Raw genomic sequence first — 18,116 nt, 5'->3', positions numbered from 1 at the left:
TGTTGTTAGTTATGTTCAACTAATTAATCTTCTTTTGTCTATATCAATGGTTATTTTCTCGCAATTAGTAGTGAAATGACCTATATAAACCACTAAACTATGTTAAAATTAAACTAATTTGAACTAAATTTAGGAAATATACAATTATGATTCCTGATGTTTCTAAAGCACTAAGTTGGTTAGAGAAGCACTACACTATTTTACAGGGTATTCAACGTGGGCTTGAACGTGAAACATTACGTATTTTACCTGATGGTTCGCTATCAAAAACACCTTTTCCTCAAAAAATTGGGGCTGCATTAACCCACCCATGGATCACTACCGATTTTGCCGAGTCTTTGTTGGAATTTATCACACCGGTTAATACCAATATCGATTACATGTTGACTTTTTTACGTGATTTACATCGCTATGCAAGTGTGAATATTGGTGATGAGCTAATGTGGCCATTAAGTATGCCATGTTTTGTTGCTAACGAAGACGATATTATCCTAGCTCAGTATGGAACGTCTAATGAGGGCCGTTTTAAAACTGTGTATCGTGAAGGTTTGAAAAATCGTTATGGCGCAATGATGCAGACTATTTCTGGTGTTCATTATAACTTTTCATTACCGATGGCATTTTGGCAAGCAAGAGATGGCGTAAAAAACAGTGAAGAAGGTAAAGCGGTTATCTCGGAAGGTTATTTTACTTTAATACGTAACTATTACCGTTTTGGTTGGGTTATTCCTTATCTGTTTGGTGCATCACCTTCAATGTGTTCTTCATTTATACAAAATCCTGAGAAAGCAAAAGCTTTTATTGAACAAACCAATGGTAATTGTTATCTACCTTATGCGACATCTCTTCGTTTAAGTGATATTGGCTATACTAATAATGCACAAAAACAGTTAGGTATTACTTTTAACCATTTAGATACCTATGTTGAGGGATTAAAAAGAGCCACCAAAACCAAATCACCTGAATTTAGTAAATTGGGGATTAAGGTTGATGGCCATTATCGTCAATTGAATGATAATGTTTTACAAATCGAAAATGAATTCTATGCTCCGATTCGCCCTAAACGTGTGCCACGATCAGGTGAATCACCTTCGGATGCGTTATTACGTGGCGGAATTGAGTATATTGAAGTTCGTGCACTTGATGTTAATCCGTTCTCACCAATCGGTATTACCGAAGAACAGATTCGCTTTATCGATCTATTCTTAATTTGGTGTGCATTAGCACCAGCACCAGAAATGAGTAGTGGTGAATTAGAATGCGCAAAACTAAATTGGAATCGGGTAATTATGGAAGGGCGTAAGCCTGGTTTAGAAATCGGCATAGGTTGCGATAGTTATCGAGAGCCTTTAGCTAAAGTCGGTCATGACCTTTTCAAAGACTTATTACGTGTTGCCGATGTATTAGATCATCAAGATGATAAACAACAATATCGCAAAGTTTGTGAACGACTTGATGTTATGTTTGATCAACCAGAATTGACACTTTCAGCAAGAACATTAGAAGCTATAAGTGATTTAGGTACCTCTAAATTTGGCTTAGTTTTGGCTAATCAATATAAAAAGCAGCTTACTTCAGAACCTTTACAACTATTAACTGATGGCGATTTTGTTCAACAAAGAACCTTGTCGATTGAAAAGCAGCAGAAGAAAGAACAAAATGACACTGTGTCATTTGATGAATATTTGCAAAAAAAAATGAACGGCGTAAATGTTTAAAAATCGGGACTACACATTAAGATATATTGGAAATAGTGATGTTGAATTAATATTGCCTAATCATAAGATGGTTCATAATGAACCATTAATTGATCAGACAACATTTTCGATTTTGGTTTGGAATATATTTAAACAGAAAAGGGCAAATTGTATTCATATTCTTGAGCAATACGCCAATCAAACAAAATTGATATTATTACAAGAAGCACAAACTACACCACAATTATTAAACTTTATCTCTGAACATAGTAAGCTTGCTGATCATGTTCCTGCTTATTGTTTTAATGAAATTTTTGCTGGAGTAATGACGATTACCGATTCAGCACCAAGTAAGATTTTATCGTTTAGAGAAAAAGAACCTTTTATTCGTGTACCTAAATCGGCCTTGATTACCGTTTATCCAATTAAAAATTCAACTCAACAGCTGTTAGTTGCCAATATTCATGCTATTAACTTTAGTATTGGGGTAAAAATTTATCGCCAACAAATGTTCATGCTATTGAATTATATAAAACAACATAATGGACCGGTTATTTTGGCAGGGGATTTTAATGCTTGGAGTCGGCAACGACTGAATCTGCTTTATCATTTGGTTCGTTCTATAAAGCTCAAACCGGTAAATTTTGCTATTGATATTCGAAAAACTTTTTTAGGAAGGCCGTTAGATTTTGTATTTTACCGAGGGTTAAAACTTGATGCGGCCAAAATTATCGATACCGCCGCATCAGATCATAATCCATTGTTTGTTAATTTTAAATTGGATTTGAATTTACCAACTTAATTTTTAACACATCACCTTCTTTAACTCGTCCATTTTTCAGTTTATTCCATTGTAAAAGATCAGTGATTTTCACCCGATAATTTTTGGCAATCGAATAAAGATTATCGCCAGCTTTAACTTGGTAGGTAATTTGTTTTTTGCCATTTTTTAAGATAGTTTGGGTTTCCTTAGCGCTAACGGTACTGTATTGAATAGTCGTCGTAGTCGTTGATTTAATTTCAAATGGCATACTTTTATGAGGTACATCTTCTAAAAGTTCAGTCACTTTATTCGTAACTAGATTCTCTTTTTTTAATTTTTTAAATAGATTTTCTGCATGAGAATAAGGAACTAATAGGTGGAAAGGACCACTTACTGTTTGTTGTAAATAACCGGCATTGTATGTCATTAAATCATTTAGCGATAATCCAGTATATTTAGCTATTTTAGCCAATGAGATATTTTTAGACATATCAATTCTGACTAAAGAATTTTGATAGTTACAATCAGGCAATTTGATACCATAGCGTTTGTTATTTTTAACAATATCGATAATTGCTAATATTTTTGGTACATATTGCATGGTTTCTTGTGGTAATTCCAAAGACCAATAATTAATTGGTAATCCTTTTTCTTTATTTTTTTCTATGGCTCGTCGAACACGGCCTTCACCAGCATTATACGCCGCTAAAGTTAACAACCAATCACCGTTAAAACGGTTATTGAGGTTTTGTAATAGCGAAATGGCAGAACCTGTTGACGCAATTAAATCACGACGACCATCAAAGGTATTGCTATTTATTAAGCCATATTCTTTTGCTGTAATTGGCACAAATTGCCATAAACCAGCTGCCTGTGCAGGTGAGGTAGCTAAAGGATCGTAGGCGCTCTCAATCAATGGAATTAAAGCGAGTTCAACAGGTAGATTATTTTTTCGTAACTGATTGATGATGTAATATACATAAGGTTCAGATCGCAGAGCAACGTTTTCAAATCTCTGCGGATTGCGTAATAAACGTTCTCTTTCGGCAACAACACGACTGTTATTTGGCACATTGACATTAATTTGCGTTAGCATGTAATGCCAAGGATTTTGTGTCACTGAAGCGTAATTAACACCACCACTTCTAACGCTTGAATTAAATATTGATTTAGAATTGTATGTTTTTGAGCCAGCAGTGTACCCAGAACCAGGATTCTGACACCCGACCAAAAAAGCACATAAAATTGTAAATATTAATAATTTTTTCATTAGTTTATAAGTTAGGACATTAATTTAAGCAAAGTATTATACCTAAAAAATATCCTTTTGGCTCCTAAAAAAAACAAACAGTTCTAACTCATTGTTACAACTAAATTTATTCTGTAAAATTTTCTCTTCACAGCGTAAAAATAAGTTGATCTGTTTTTCTTGGGTTAAAATAGACGGCAAAGTGATGTTCTTTTTGCGAACAAACTTATCATACTCGAGAATAGCTTGATCATCAGGGACCATCATTTTGGCAAAGTTTAAATTAGCTAAGGTATATTCGTGTCCAGCACAGACAAGCGTATCATCAGGAAGTTGCTTTAATTTATTAAGCGAGCTTAGCATTAGCTTATAATTACTCGCAAAAATTCTACCGCAACCAGCAGAAAACAAGCTATCACCACAAAATAGATATGGCTGACAATAATAAGCTAGATGTCCTAATGTGTGTCCCGGTACTGAAATAATATCAAATCGAAAATCGCTAATTGATATTTTAGCTAACTTATCTAGATAGTTAATCTGCAAATTAATTTCACTAGGCCCGTAAACTTCAATATCGGGATAAGATGCTTTAAGCTCGCTTACCCCGCCAGCATGATCGATATGGTGGTGTGTAAGTAAAATTGCAAGGGGACAGAGGTGATGTTTTTTTAGATAACTAATTACGGGCATTGCTTCGCCTGGGTCAATGATGACAATTTGTTTATCGTTGTTTTCAAGTAACCAAATATAATTGTCTTTTAAAGCGGGGATCACATGTAATTTATACATAATGTTAGCACCTTGTTAGTTATTTAAACAGTTAAATAGGTAAATAGTTATCTAAAATGTTATCTTGAAATTTTATCTGCTCAATCCGTTGATGATGTTTCGAAAATGGTGTCATGTAAAGTGGGTGATTCTGCTTGCGTTTTAGCAATAATATCACAACGTTCGTTTTCAATGTGACCGGCATGACCTTTAACCCAAATCCATTCGATATGATGTGATTTAACTAGTTCATCTAAACGTTGCCATAAATCAACATTTTTAACTGGCTGTTTGTTTGCAGTTTTCCAACCATTCTTTTTCCAACCATGGATCCAATTCATAATACCATTACGTAAATATTGACTGTCAGAATAAAGTTGAACTTCACATGCTTCTTTAAGCTGTTCTAAAGCAACAATTGCTGCTAATAATTCCATTCGATTATTGGTGGTTTTATAATAACCATTAGATAATATTTTTTCTGTCTGTTTATATTTTAAAATCGCAGCATAACCACCAGGTCCAGGATTACCTAAACAAGAACCATCTGTAAAAATTTCTATTTTTTTTGCCATACTAAATAAACTTTTGCCTATTGAATAATAATTAGGATTAAATTTTGATAAAACATCGGTGATGTTGACTGACCACCGACTAAAGTACTGTGGGTATCAACATCAGCACGTTTTGGTGTTAGACTATACCACTAAATTGTTAATTTCCCAATTCTAGAAAAAAAGAAGAGTATAACGTGATAACACATTCGACACGTCAAATTGTATTAGATACAGAAACAACAGGTATGAACCAAGAAGGCAATAATCACTATGAGGGGCATAAGATTATTGAAATTGGTGCTGTTGAAGTCTTAAATCGACGCTTAACTGGCAACCATTTCCATGTTTACATTAATCCAGAACGTTTAATTGATGAAGGAGCTTTTAAAGTTCATGGCATAAGTGATGAATTTGTTAAAGATAAACCGATATTTAAAAATATTGCTCATGATTTTATTAAATTCATTGATGGTGCCGAATTAGTCATTCATAACGCATCTTTCGACATTGGATTTATGGATTATGAATTTCGCCTTTGTGGGTTAAATTTCAAAACCGCCGATCATTGTATTGTTACCGATACATTAGCAATGGCGCGACGGTTATTCCCCGGTAAACGTAATAACTTAGATGCCCTTTGTGAACGTTATGAAATTGATAATTCACATCGTACCCTCCATGGCGCTTTACTTGATGCCGAGATCTTAGCTGAAGTATATCTAGCTATGACTGGTGGGCAAACAACGTTGGCTTTTAGTGCGGAAGATAACCCATCCGCAATATTAAATAATACCGTCAAAAAAATTGAGCGTAATGGAACTCGATTATCTGTGATTAAAGCGAATGAGACTGAGCTTTCTGCCCATGAATCAATTTTAGAGAAAATTGATAAAAAGAGTGGTGGGGCATTATGGAAAGTGCATTAATGATTGTTTTCTATGCAATTAAACATAATTTTAAAAAATTATATTGACGAAAATAAAAATAATCTTTAATATCACGCCTACTTTGATGCCGAGCATTGAAGAGTCTAAAAAGCGGAGCGGTAGTTCAGTTGGTTAGAATACCTGCCTGTCACGCAGGGGGTCGCGGGTTCGAGCCCCGTCCGTTCCGCCAATTCTTAAAAGTTTACTCAATTTGTGTATAATACAAAAAATTCTATAAAACTATCCATATAAAATTTATAACATTTCTTGATTAATTTTACTTTGATCTATTTATTGTTAATAAATACAAAATAAATTTCGTAACAACAAATTAATTTTTTATACTCTTTTTTTAGCTCTAATTTTTCACAAAAGGTGGGGGCATATTTTGTTTAATATCCCGCTGGTTATTTAAAGAGCTTATTAGTTGAAATTTAGATATAAATTGATATAAAAACGGAGATATATCTCCGTTATAGGTTTTATTTTAGGCTAAAATTTAATTTCACATTACATGCATTAAAATATTTCAGAATTATTTTAAAATTTGTATTTAAAGGATTACCCTCAATATTTTTTATTCTGACAGATGAAACACTTAAACGCTTCGCTAACTCAGTTTAAGATAGCTGAATATATTCTCTTGCTGAAAGTAATAATTGTGCTAGTTTCCATTCTTCTTCAGCTTCGTCATATGCCGTTCGGGCAACTGGATTGGCTCATGCTTTTTTCTTAAGTTCATCAAAGGTTGTATCGTGTTTATCATCATCAATCATCTTCTATGATTGTATCCTTGTTTATCGTATCTTAATCAATATTGTTCTATTGTTTAACTAATTCATGTAAACAAAACTAATTCACGATTATTGATATAATAAATCTGAACCAACTGATTTTAATTTCAAATATAGGTGATATCACAACATGAATCTAGCTTAGCAGTGATATTTCGATTTAAATGTACTATAGCCACTTATATTTAATCTCTCTCTCTAAAAATGGGATTCGAGCCTCATTGTTCTATCATTTGATATTTAATTGTAACTTTCTCTATCTATTTATGTTATCTTCAACAATTATTTGTACAAGTTAAAGTTATTTTAATTGATTAGAAATGTTAAAAAAATCACTATTTATTTTTCTTGGTGGGATCTCTTTTGCTTTAGGTACGGTGGGAATTTTTGTTCCTCTGTTGCCTACAGTGCCTTTTTATTTGCTTACTGCATATCTATGGTTAAATAGTTCTGATCGCCTTTATAACTATTTTACTCAAACGCGTTATTATCAAACTTATGTACAAAAAATGATTATTGAAAAAAAGATTTCAAAAACAGGATTAATAAAAATGTTAACCATGGTATTTATCATTTTATTAATTCCATTTATTTTATTTAATTCTTTGCATGTTAGGATTATTTTGTTAATCGTTTTTCTTGCTCATCTGATATTTGGTTCTTATTATTTTTTAAGGAAGAAATAGGGGGCATAAAAAATTACAGGGCAACAAAGTTACCCTGTAACAATATAAGCATGATAAATCACATTACTCAATTATCTTAAAGACTTTTTTTGATTTCGATTGCCAATAATGGATTCCACATAGCGCCAGTTGCACTCATAACAGCATCAGCCCCATTATTGATAAATTGGTGATAATGTTCACTGTTACTCACGCCACCCACACCGATAATGGCAAATTTTAAATCCATTTGTTTACGATATTTATTAAGTCGACTAACCATATCTAAACCCGCCCAACGAATTGCGTCACCACAGATTCCACCTTCTTTGCGGTTTTCCCCTAATGCTGGATGTCCATTGGCATCTACAGGTTTTGCTGATAGGGTATTGATTGCACTTAAACCATCAATTATTTTACCTACTCGAGTTAATAATGAAACAATTCTTTCATCATCAGGGAAGTAAGCTAATTTTAAGATGAGAGGGCGATCCGGTACCGCATTTTTGATTTCATTCACGATGCGTTCAACTCTATCTACATCAAAACAGAGTAGTTTACTTGCGCCTTCATTCGGGCAACTCAAATTGGCTTCTAAAATTGGCGCATTGGTTTCTCTGACTAATTTAGCAGCTAATGCATAATCCTGCTCAATCGCTCCATTACCTTGAGTACCTTGGAAGCTACCTATAACACATTGCCCAATACCGGCTGCCTTGACTGCATCAGCCATATCAGGCTGCCAAATATCCGGAGCAAATGATGGGACACCAAATGAATTGGTTATGGATAACGGTTGACTATAATTGGTATCAGCTAAAACAGTGTCTAAATTGCATGTAAGTTTGCCTTTAGGGTGAACCGATAAGACATTAGGTAATGGATGGCATTTATGTAATTTAGTTCTAACTGTTTTATAGACACATAAATCGAATCCATAGGCAAAAGCAGCTTTAATATAATTTGCATTCAATAGCGGTCCGGCAGGCTGACCAAATGGAAGATTGACTTCAACATTTAAGAATTTGCTTGGTTTAGTGGAAACTTGTTCTGCCTTGTCTAAGTCGGCAAAAAGGCCAAAAGGGCCTTTGGCATAATTATCTTCATAACTAATAGTTGGATTATAAAAAGGGATCAAAGGTTTCATGCTATCTCCTGTTTATGGCTGTACTTGAAGTGGTATTGAAAAATAATTTGATATAAAATTGAGAGGTTAAATTTATAGATATAAAAAATCCTCCATAAAGGAGGATCCATATTCAAAATAAAAAGACAATTTAATTTTACTTTTGTTATTGGTTTTTTTGTTTGCACCACAAGCATAATCAAATTCTCTTTTCTAAATTTGATAAGCATTCTAGCTGAATAAAAATAAACTACAAGTGATAGATATCAAAAAAATTATAAGTAAATGAAATAGTTACAGTGTTTTTTTTTAGACTAGTATACCTCCCATAATAGGCTGACGATTTCAAAGTAATAAAAAATAGACAACCATTTAAAGCTGTATTAGCAAATTGCTTTATAAATTATTAATAAATATAAGGAATTTTTTGTCGAAAAAATGATATTTAGCGACTAATGAAACTTATGTAAGTGGAGAAGAAAAATTTCGGATGCTATGATCCATATTAACATTTAAATATTAATGATTAGGTATTGAAATATGAAAAACAAAGATATTTTTAAACCAGTACTGTTACCCAATGGTATTACTCTAAAAAATCGTATTATGATGGCGCCAATGACCACATGTTCGGGATTTTATGAAGGTTCAGTCACTCATGACTTAATCGAATATTATCGAGCAAGGGCTGGTGAAATTGGCACAATTATTGTTGAATGTGGTTTTGTAGATAATAAGGGATTAGCTTTTCCAGGTGCTATTGGTTTAGATAATGACGATAAGATTGAAGGCCTAGCTAGGGTAGCCCAAGCTATTAAAGAGAAAGGCTCGAAAGCAGTTATTCAAGTCTATCACGGCGGTAGAATGGTTGACCCTAAACTCATCGGAGGCCAAAGTCCTGTAGGACCAAGTGCGATAGCGGCACCAAGACCCGGTGCCGCCACCCCTATAGAATTAACCGCTGAAGAAGTAGAGCAGATGATAGATAAGTTTGGTCAAGCGGTTCGTCGTGCTATTCAAGCTGGATTTGACGGAGTCGAAATTCATGGCGCTAACACTTATCTCATCCAACAATTTTATTCACCTAATTCAAACCAACGGAATGATAAGTGGGGAGGGAGTCGTGATAACCGAGCACTGTTTCCACTAGCAATCTTAGATATTACTCATGAGATGGTAAAACGTTACGCAAATCCTGATTTTATTGTCGGTTATCGTTTTTCACCAGAAGAGTTAGAAGTTCCCGGTATTCGTTTTGACGACTCTATGTATCTGCTTGAAAAGTTGGCTGAAAAAGGCTTAGATTACATTCACTTTTCAATGGGAGCAATCTTAAGACCATCAATCGTTGATACCGAAGATCCGACACCATTAATTAATAAATATGTGGCAATGCGTTCGGCAACCTTAGCTAAAATACCGGTTGTTGGTGTTGGTAATGTGGTAAATGAGAAAGATGTTGAAGCTGCGTTAGAGAATGGTTTTGATTTAGTGGCAGTTGGGCGAGCTTGTATTGCTTATTCTGATTGGACAGATCGTATTAAAAAAGGCGAACAACTTGAACTCTATATCAACAGTGATAAACGTGAAGAACTTAATATTCCTGAACCTTTATGGCATTTTTCATTAGTTGAAAGCTTAATTCGAGATGTAAATTTAAATGTTAAAAAATTCAAACCGGGTAATTATCAAGAAACTGTCAATGATGAATCTTATGATTATGTTATTAATGTTGAACTTGGTAAAGAATTCATCAAAGATATGCAATTAGTCAACCCGACTAATTATGATAGTGAAGTTTTAAATAACTTTTCGGAAATCAAACATCGCATCATTGATTCAAACAGTCCTCATGTGGATGCCATTTCAGGGGCAACATCGCAATGTGAAGCTTTCAAAAAGGCCGTAACCAAGGCTATGGCTCAATCCAACAAAGAAGCTATTATTGCCGAAGGTGGTGATCCTAATACTAAAGCCTATGATGTTGTGGTTGTCGGTAGTGGTGGTGCAGGTTTGGCCGCGGCTATTCAAGCTCACGATCTAGGTGCAAGTGTAGTTGTGGTTGAAAAGATGTCAGTTATTGGTGGAAATACTAATAAAGCTTCAGCAGGTATGAATGCTGCTGAAACAAAATTCCAAAAACTCAAAGGCATCGTGGATAGTAAAGATCTATTTTATAACGAAACCATGACTGGTGGTAAAAATAAAAATAATCCTGAATTATTACGATATTTCGTTGAAAATGCCCCTGATGCCATTGATTGGTTAGACAATAATGGGATTGAACTTAGTGGGATTACGACAACGGGTGGTATGAGTGTCGATCGTACGCATCGTCCAGCCAGTGGCGCAGCAGTTGGCGGTTATTTAATTAGTGGTTTAGTTAAAAATATTAATCGTCGAGGTATCGAAGTCATGCTTGATAGCAATGTGACTGAAATTATTACTGAAAATCATAAAGTTGTTGGCGTTAAAGTTACCGAAGAAGATGGTTCGATTCAAACCATTAAAGCTAAAGCCGTGATTATTGCAACTGGTGGATTTAGTGCTAACCGTGAAATGGTTGAAAAATATCGTCCTGACCTCAAAGGATTTGTCACGACTAATCACAAAGGCGCTACTGGTTCGGGGATCATGATCTTGGAAAAATTAGGTGCTGGCACGGTGGATATGAAAGAAATACAAATTCACCCAACAGTGGAACAAACGACTTCTTATTTAATCTCTGAATCAATTCGTGGGGGTGGTGCTATTTTGGTTTCACAAGCAGGGAAACGTTTTGTTAATGAATTAGATACTCGAGACAAAGTATCAGCCGAAATTATCAAATTACCAGAACACTATTCTTATATATTATTTGACCAACAAGTTCGGGATGAAAACAAGGCTGTTGAAGAATATGTCTCCCAGGATCTCGTGGTACAAGCTGATTCGATCAATGAGTTAGCACAAAAACTCTCAATTGATGCAAATACGCTATGTAACACCATTGAACGCTATAATCAGTTTGTGAATACTAAACAAGATGAAGATTATGGAAGAACAACAGGAATGCGTCATCCAATAAATAAAGCCCCTTACTATGCAATTAAAATTGCTCCTGGGGTTCATCATACCATGGGCGGTGTGACTATCAATACTCATACGCAAGTACTCGACAATGGTAAAAACGTTATCCAAGGTGTATTTGCCGCAGGTGAGGTTGTCGGTGGTGTACATGGCGCTAATCGTATAGGCGGTAACGCAGTAGCAGATATCATCATTTTCGGTATGCAGGCTGGAAGGCAAGCTACAGACTATATCCATCAATAAATTGATAAATAATTCTTGAGTTTATTTAACATGGTTAATTCACGTTATGAATATACTCAAGCGATGATGGGAACAACGGTATCATTAATGCTTTTTGAGCCAAATGATTTCGTTGTTCAACTTGTGTTTAAAACCATTAATCAGCTTGAAAATAGATTGACTGTTAATCGGCCAATATCTGAAGTGATGTTAATTAATAATGCTGCTGGAAAGCATCCTGTAAGGATTAGTCATGCTGTTTATTCGCTTATAGAGCAAGCTTGCAAAATAAGCTTAATGCCAAACAGTAGTTTTAATGTCGCTATTGGTCCATTAGTTAAACTCTGGAAGATAGGTTTTAATGGCCATCAGATACCTAGTAGCGATCAAATAGTGAATAAAAGATCATTGATTGATCCTAATGATATTCAACTTGATGCTAAGTCATGTTCAGTCTTTTTGAAAAAAGAGGGAATGGAAATAGATCTAGGTGCGATAGCTAAAGGTTATATTGCTGATGTTATTAAAGAAGTTTTACGACAAAATAATATTCATCAAGCAATAATTAATTTGGGCGGGAATGTGTTAACAGTAGGTAAATCACCGATTGATAGCCAAGGTGATTGGCACATTGGCCTTAAAAAACCTTTCTCCTCAACTCAGAATGAATTAGTTGGTCTAATTAAAGTAAAAAATAAATCTATTGTTACTTCTGGAATTTATGAGCGTTACTTTATTCAAAATCATCATCTTTATCATCACATTCTCGATTCTAAAACCGGTTATCCTTTGGATAACGAATTAGAAAGTGTGACGGTGATTTCTGATACCGCCCTTGAGGGTGATATTTATTCAACACTTTTGTACGGTTTTGGTTCAATTAATGGATGTGAGTATTTAAAAAAACATCGCAATCTGTCAGGTATTTTTTTATTGAAAAACAAAACAATAAAATTGGTAAACCTAGACAATTTTGCTTTTCAACTTCTTAATGGGACATATCAAATAAACTAATTTTTTCAATAAGATATGTTTATAACATTTCATTATGAATTTGATCAAATTAATTTTTTAATTAAAAGGAAAAAAATATGAATATAGCAAAGAAACCGCCAGTAAAATGGCTTCCACTTCTCATTATTGCGGGGATATCTGCAATTTTGTGGCTTTTGGTATCCCCACCAGAGGGGATTAGTTTACAAGGTTGGCGAACCAGTATTATATTTGTTGCAACTATCGCCTGTATTGTGGCCGAAATTATGCCTATTGGCGCTATTGGTTTATTAGCCATTACGGTTTTTGCTGTATTAAGACCATCTGGTGCTGAAACAGCTACGGATGCAATCAAAATTTCTTTATCTGAATTAAATAGTAGTTTAATTTGGCTTATTGTTATCGCCTTTATGATAGCCAGAGGATTTATCAAGACCGGTTTAAGCAAACGTATTGCTTATTTTTTAGTTAAAATTCTAGGAAAGAACACATTAGGTCTAGCTTATGGACTATCGGTAACCGATGTGGCTTTAGCTCCAGCTATTCCGAGTACTACAGCTCGAGCTGGTGGGGTTATTTATCCAATAGCAGAAGCTTTAGCGATAAACTTTAAATCCAACCCTAAAGATGAATCAAGAAACCGTATTGGGACATTTTTGATGTTAACCATAAGTCACGTTAATGACATTACTTCAGCAATGTTTTTAACTGCTTTTACGGGAAATTTATTAGCAGCAAAATTAGTCACTTCATCTCTTGGGATCACCTTAGGATGGGGACAATGGTTTATAGCAGCTATAGTTCCTTGTTTGGTTTCATTTATTGTTATTCCTTTAGTAATTTATTTCTTAACCAACCCAGAGTTAAAGAAAACCCCTGAAGCGCCAAAATTAGCTGCTGAAGAACTTAAAAAAATGGGTTCAATCACTATTAAAGAGATCATTATGGGCTCTACCGTGATTCTACTTTTAGCACTTTGGATTTTCGGTAAAAATTTCGGTATTGATTCAACTACAACCGCATTTATCGGTTTAACCATTTTAATCTTATCTGGTGTATTGAGCTGGGATGATATCAAAGGTGAAAAAGCTGCATGGGATACTTTAATTTGGTTTGCCGCACTGTTAATGATGGCAGGTCAAGTAAATAAACTTGGTGTAACTAAGTGGCTGGGTGATACCATCGGAAATGCAGTAAAAGGTCATTTAGGTGATAGTAGCTGGGTTTTAGTTATTGTGATTTTATGCATTGCTTATGTTTATTTGCATTACTTCTTCGCAAGTGGTAACGCGCATATTGCCGCATTGTTCCCAGTATTTTTATCTGTTGCAATTGCATTAGGTGTTCCACAAATGATAGCTATATTTGCTTTGGTAATTTGTACTAACTATTTCGGTTCAATTACGCAATTTGCAAATGCACGAAACCCATTACTTTTTGCCGAAGGTTTTGTACCAGTAAAAACTTGGTGGAAAGTTGGATTTATTTGTAGTGTGGTCAACCTAATTATTGTCTTTACCATCGGTATATTATGGTGGAAAATTATTGGATTAGGTTAATATATTCGATAACCAAAACCGCCAAAGTAATGGCGGTTTTTTAATTAATTGTTAGAATAATAATTCAAATTAGAAGGTTTCAATTGATAACTTCCAATCATTAACCGCTTTCCAATATTTTTTTTCTTGCTCTAAATCTAACAAAATCAAACGATTATTTTCAACAAAATGTTTATTAATGGCTAACGTCACTTTAGTTGATTTTTCTTTGGATAAAACTAACTGAAAAGCATTTAAGTCTAAATCAGTATTGCGTTGGTTGTTAATCAGTATCGATAACCTTAAAATTTGTAACATCGCCATAATATGTTTGAATTCAAACAAGCTAAAATAAGGGAACTCGTCAATATTAATTGATTTACGATGATAACGAACTAAGGTGGATAACAACAGTTGTTGTTCTTCATTGAATCCGGGTAAATTACTATTTTTTAATATATAACTTGAATGTTTATGAATTGAGGAAAAGTTTATTTTCAAACCGACTTCATGTAACTGAGCAGACCAATATAAGATTGACTCCACACTATGCGGTACGATCATTGAAGTTTGATCTTTCCATTGAGAAAAAAAGTACTTTGCCGTTTTTACAACTTGTTTAGCATGACGTTCATCAATATTATAATGCTGTGATAGTGATTCGGCGGTGGTTTCCCGTATATCACGGTAATTTGGGCCATCGATAAGTTCGTACAATACACCTTCACGTAAAGCACAAGGACTAAATTGCAGTTGCTGCAAACCTAATGCATTAAAGACACCACTAAATATTGCAAGCCCACTGACAAAAACATTCTTTCTTTCATCAGATAGGGATGGGTAATCAATAGCATGAAAATCATTAAATTCTAAAACATAACTGATTAAGTCATCTAATCGTTTGGGGGTGATAATCCCATCATTAACCCCAAGATCAAGTAAGATATTATAGATACTTTTAATGGTACCTGACGTGCCAAAAGCAGCGGTAATATTCTGTTTTTTTATTATATTAATTAAATTTTCGACTTGTTGTTCTGCGGCTAATTTTGCTTGTAGAAAGGAGTCTTTGTCGATTTTTTTTTGTGGAAAATAGTGTTTAGTATAGGTTACACAACCCATTGGTCGACTGGCAACAAGTATTGGTTTTAGATTATTACCTTTACCTATTGCTATTTCAGTTGAACCACCACCAATATCAATAACAAATTTAGTATCACTTTCGTTGGTTGACTCGGCGGTCATTGTACCGAGATATATCAATCGTGCCTCTTCCTGCCCAGAAATTATTTCAATAGGATAAGGTAAAACTTTGGCCGCTTCATTCAAGAATTTGTGTCTATTGGTCGCAATACGTAGCGTATAAGTGGCGACAATTCTAACATTTTCTGGAGGAAATCCATTTAATCGTTCGGCAAATAGTGCTAAACACTCTATTCCTCGCTGAATACTTGATTCACTCAATTCATTACATTCATTTAATCCGGTGGCTAAATGAATATTTTTCTTATTTTTATAGATGATTTGCCTAGCCCCATCTATATTACGGACTATAACCATGTGAAAACTATTAGAGCCTAAATCTACGACAGCATATTCATTGAATTTGTTCACGTTTAAAATCCTTAGACCGATGATTCCATATGTTTTAAATAATCATAAATGGCATGTTGTGCCCTTACTTTTTTCTTATTACCTCGTTGAACATAATTGTTCGTATTATCTTTGTCAATAATCCTGGCTTTGACATTATCGTTACATTGCAAATTAAAAATGTCATGAATAGTCGATTTTAAAATGGGATCGAAAATTTTAACTCCCACTTCAATTCGGTTATCTAGGTTACGTGGCATCCAATCAGCCGATGAGATATAAGTATCTTTTTTACCTTCATTTTCAAAAATATAGACTCTAGCATGTTCTAAATATTGGTCCACTATACTAGTAACATAAATATTTTCACTTAAATTAGGAATTTGTGGTACTAGCACACAGGTTCCTCTGACAATCATCCTAATTTTGACACCGGCACAAGAAGCTCGATAAAGTTGATCTATCATCTCTTTATCTGTAATAGCATTAAGTTTTAGATAGATCCCTGATGGCTTGCCCACTTTGGCATTATTGATTTCACGCTCAATAAATTCATAAAAACGCTGACGAGTGTTTTGCGGAGATACGAGTAGATGATTAAATGAAACTGGTTTGAAGGGATTTTCAATGAAGTTAAATACTTTGATCACTTCATCAGTAATAGCCGGATCGGCGGTTAATAATGAAAAGTCAGTATAAACCCGAGCTGTTTTCTCGTTGAAATTACCCGAACCTATATGGGCATAGCGAACAATTCTATCGTCTTCTTTTCGATCAATTAAGAATAATTTAGCATGAATTTTCAGTTTTGGTTGTGAGTAGATAACTTTTATACCACTACGAATTAACCTTTTAGCCCATTTTATATTTGCTTCTTCATCAAATCGAGCTTGTAGTTCAACTACTACTGTGACTTTTTTACCATTGTTGGCGGCATTTATTGCTGCATGAATAAAGCGAGAATCTTTAGCAACTCGATAAATATTCATACGAATATGAGTGACAGCAGGATCAAACGATGCTTGTCGCATAATCTCAAGCACATGACCAAATGAATAGTAAGGATAATAGAGCAATACATCACGATCTTTGATGGTTGCAAAAGCATTGCGGAATTTTTTGAATCGATTATAAGCAAGACTAGGTAAATGTTTATTAAGTAAGTTTTTAACACCAAGATCTGGAAAATTAGCTAAATCTTTGAAGTTAGGATAACGTCCTCCGGGCATGGCATCTTGTTCGGTTAATCTTAATTTATTTATCAATAATTCAAATAATGCTTTAGGCATATCTTTTTGATAAGTGAAGCGTACCGGTTGTGCCGTTAATCGTTGTTTTAAACCTTGAGACATGAGTTCAAGTAAACTATCAAGTTCAGTGTTTAATTCATATTCAGCATCACGGTTGATATTAATCGAATAAGCATTTAATTCTACAGCATCAAAAAAAACTTTAAAAATATCCGCTAAACAATAACGCAAAATGTTATCTAAAAAGATGATTGATTTATTTTTGGTGGAAACTTCTGATGGCAACAGCACAAAACGCGGAGCATTATCGGTGGGTAGTTCGAGTAATGCATAACTAATTTTATCTTTACAAATAATTTCAACGGCTAAATAAGCATGATCATCTTTTAAAAACTGGATTAATTCAGTATGACTATCTAAAAGAATAGGGGTGATGTACTGCCTCAAATTTTGTTTATAATAGTTTTTTATCCAAGTTTCTTGGTAAGTGGTAAGTTGCCTTTCATTTATTAAGAAAATCTGATTCCTTGCCATTTCTAATAATAGCTCGTTATAGAGCTGATCAAACTGTAATTCAAGTTGAATGACTTTTTGAGTAACCTGCCGTAATAAATGTTTAGCATTTGAGGTAGATTGAGCCTGTTCTTGCTCAATAAGGACATATTTTTTTAAATTTGCAAATTGGACTTTATAAAATTCATCAAGATTGCTTGAGTAGATGCCTAAAAAACGGATTCTTTCTATAAGAGGATTACTTTCATCTGCAGCCTCTTGTAATACCCGTTGATTAAATGACAACCAACTTAGCTCTTTGGGTAAATATATTTTTTCTATTATCATTTTTTTATTATGTCCATTCCACTAATTTCATATATAACAGAATAGCGGAAGTTAAAAAAAAAG

Annotated in this window: 13 protein-coding genes and 1 tRNA gene; 8 read left to right on the top strand and 6 right to left on the bottom strand. The window is 34.2% G+C overall.

Translation table 11 applies throughout. From position 1 onward, the window contains the following. Window positions 1–146: 146 nt before the first annotated feature. Both gshA and DKK79_RS07185 read left to right on the top strand, forming a co-directional pair. On the top strand, window positions 147–1,718 hold the full coding sequence (gene gshA / locus DKK79_RS07190) for a glutamate--cysteine ligase (RefSeq protein ID WP_110423488.1): 1,572 nt from the start codon (window positions 147–149) through the stop codon (window positions 1,716–1,718). Further along, window positions 1,711–2,499, top strand: a complete 789-nt coding sequence (locus DKK79_RS07185) for an endonuclease/exonuclease/phosphatase family protein (protein WP_110423487.1) — start codon at window positions 1,711–1,713, stop codon at window positions 2,497–2,499. The genes gshA and DKK79_RS07185 overlap by 8 nt, the downstream gene beginning before the upstream one ends. On the opposite strand, the gene DKK79_RS07180 is transcribed toward DKK79_RS07185, so the two are convergent. The 3 genes from DKK79_RS07180 to rnhA all read right to left on the bottom strand — a co-directional run bounded on the left by DKK79_RS07180 (window position 2,471) and on the right by rnhA (window position 5,055). Then, on the bottom strand, window positions 2,471–3,580 hold the full coding sequence (locus DKK79_RS07180; RefSeq protein ID WP_220019082.1) for a transglycosylase SLT domain-containing protein: 1,110 nt from the start codon (window positions 3,578–3,580) through the stop codon (window positions 2,471–2,473). The two genes, DKK79_RS07185 and DKK79_RS07180, sit on opposite strands and share 29 nt — an antisense overlap. Before the next feature lie 192 nt (window positions 3,581–3,772). Further along, window positions 3,773–4,501: a hydroxyacylglutathione hydrolase gene (gene gloB, locus DKK79_RS07175; RefSeq protein WP_110423485.1), complete on the bottom strand. Its 729-nt coding sequence runs from the start codon at window positions 4,499–4,501 to the stop codon at window positions 3,773–3,775. Between the two features lie 80 nt (window positions 4,502–4,581). After that, window positions 4,582–5,055 carry a ribonuclease HI gene (gene rnhA, locus DKK79_RS07170; protein WP_110423484.1) on the bottom strand — a complete coding sequence of 158 codons (474 nt, stop codon included), beginning with the start codon at window positions 5,053–5,055 and terminating at the stop codon, window positions 4,582–4,584. Between the two features lie 176 nt (window positions 5,056–5,231). Here rnhA and dnaQ point away from each other — a divergent pair, with 176 nt between their 5' ends. The 3 genes from dnaQ to DKK79_RS07155 all read left to right on the top strand — a co-directional run bounded on the left by dnaQ (window position 5,232) and on the right by DKK79_RS07155 (window position 7,443). Further along, on the top strand, window positions 5,232–5,963 hold the full coding sequence (gene dnaQ / locus DKK79_RS07165; RefSeq protein WP_110423483.1) for a DNA polymerase III subunit epsilon: 732 nt from the start codon (window positions 5,232–5,234) through the stop codon (window positions 5,961–5,963). 113 nt (window positions 5,964–6,076) lie between these two features. Beyond that, window positions 6,077–6,153, top strand: a tRNA-Asp gene (locus DKK79_RS07160). Between the two features lie 924 nt (window positions 6,154–7,077). Then, window positions 7,078–7,443, top strand: a complete 366-nt coding sequence (locus DKK79_RS07155; RefSeq protein ID WP_110423482.1) for a YbaN family protein — start codon at window positions 7,078–7,080, stop codon at window positions 7,441–7,443. Window positions 7,444–7,519: 76 nt separating this feature from the next. On the opposite strand, the gene DKK79_RS07150 is transcribed toward DKK79_RS07155, so the two are convergent. Further along, a complete protein-coding gene (locus tag DKK79_RS07150; protein ID WP_110423481.1) occupies window positions 7,520–8,569 on the bottom strand; it encodes a dihydroorotate oxidase in 1,050 nt (349 codons plus the stop codon). Between the two features lie 519 nt (window positions 8,570–9,088). On the opposite strand from DKK79_RS07150, the gene DKK79_RS07140 reads away from it, so the two are divergent. The 3 genes from DKK79_RS07140 (at window position 9,089) to DKK79_RS07130 (ending at window position 14,391) form a co-directional block, all read left to right on the top strand. Continuing rightward, entirely contained in the window at window positions 9,089–11,860 is a 2,772-nt protein-coding gene (locus DKK79_RS07140; protein ID WP_110423479.1) for a flavocytochrome c, read from the top strand. Between the two features lie 30 nt (window positions 11,861–11,890). Next, window positions 11,891–12,853, top strand: a complete 963-nt coding sequence (locus DKK79_RS07135) for an FAD:protein FMN transferase (protein WP_110423478.1) — start codon at window positions 11,891–11,893, stop codon at window positions 12,851–12,853. Window positions 12,854–12,930: 77 nt separating this feature from the next. Further along, window positions 12,931–14,391: a DASS family sodium-coupled anion symporter gene (locus DKK79_RS07130; RefSeq protein WP_110423477.1), complete on the top strand. Its 1,461-nt coding sequence runs from the start codon at window positions 12,931–12,933 to the stop codon at window positions 14,389–14,391. Window positions 14,392–14,460: 69 nt separating this feature from the next. On the opposite strand, the gene DKK79_RS07125 is transcribed toward DKK79_RS07130, so the two are convergent. Further along, complete coding sequence (locus DKK79_RS07125; protein WP_220019076.1) at window positions 14,461–15,984, bottom strand: Ppx/GppA phosphatase family protein; 1,524 nt, start codon at window positions 15,982–15,984, stop codon at window positions 14,461–14,463. Between the two features lie 11 nt (window positions 15,985–15,995). Next, a complete protein-coding gene (gene ppk1 / locus DKK79_RS07120) occupies window positions 15,996–18,053 on the bottom strand; it encodes a polyphosphate kinase 1 (RefSeq protein ID WP_110423476.1) in 2,058 nt (685 codons plus the stop codon). Window positions 18,054–18,116: the final 63 nt, after the last annotated feature.

It is taken from the genome of Gilliamella apicola (assembly GCF_003202915.1).
In the GTDB taxonomy this organism is placed as follows: domain Bacteria; phylum Pseudomonadota; class Gammaproteobacteria; order Enterobacterales; family Orbaceae; genus Gilliamella; species Gilliamella apicola_Q.
Note: the sequence above shows the minus strand (reverse complement) of the source record. Positions and strands in the feature narration are given on the sequence as shown.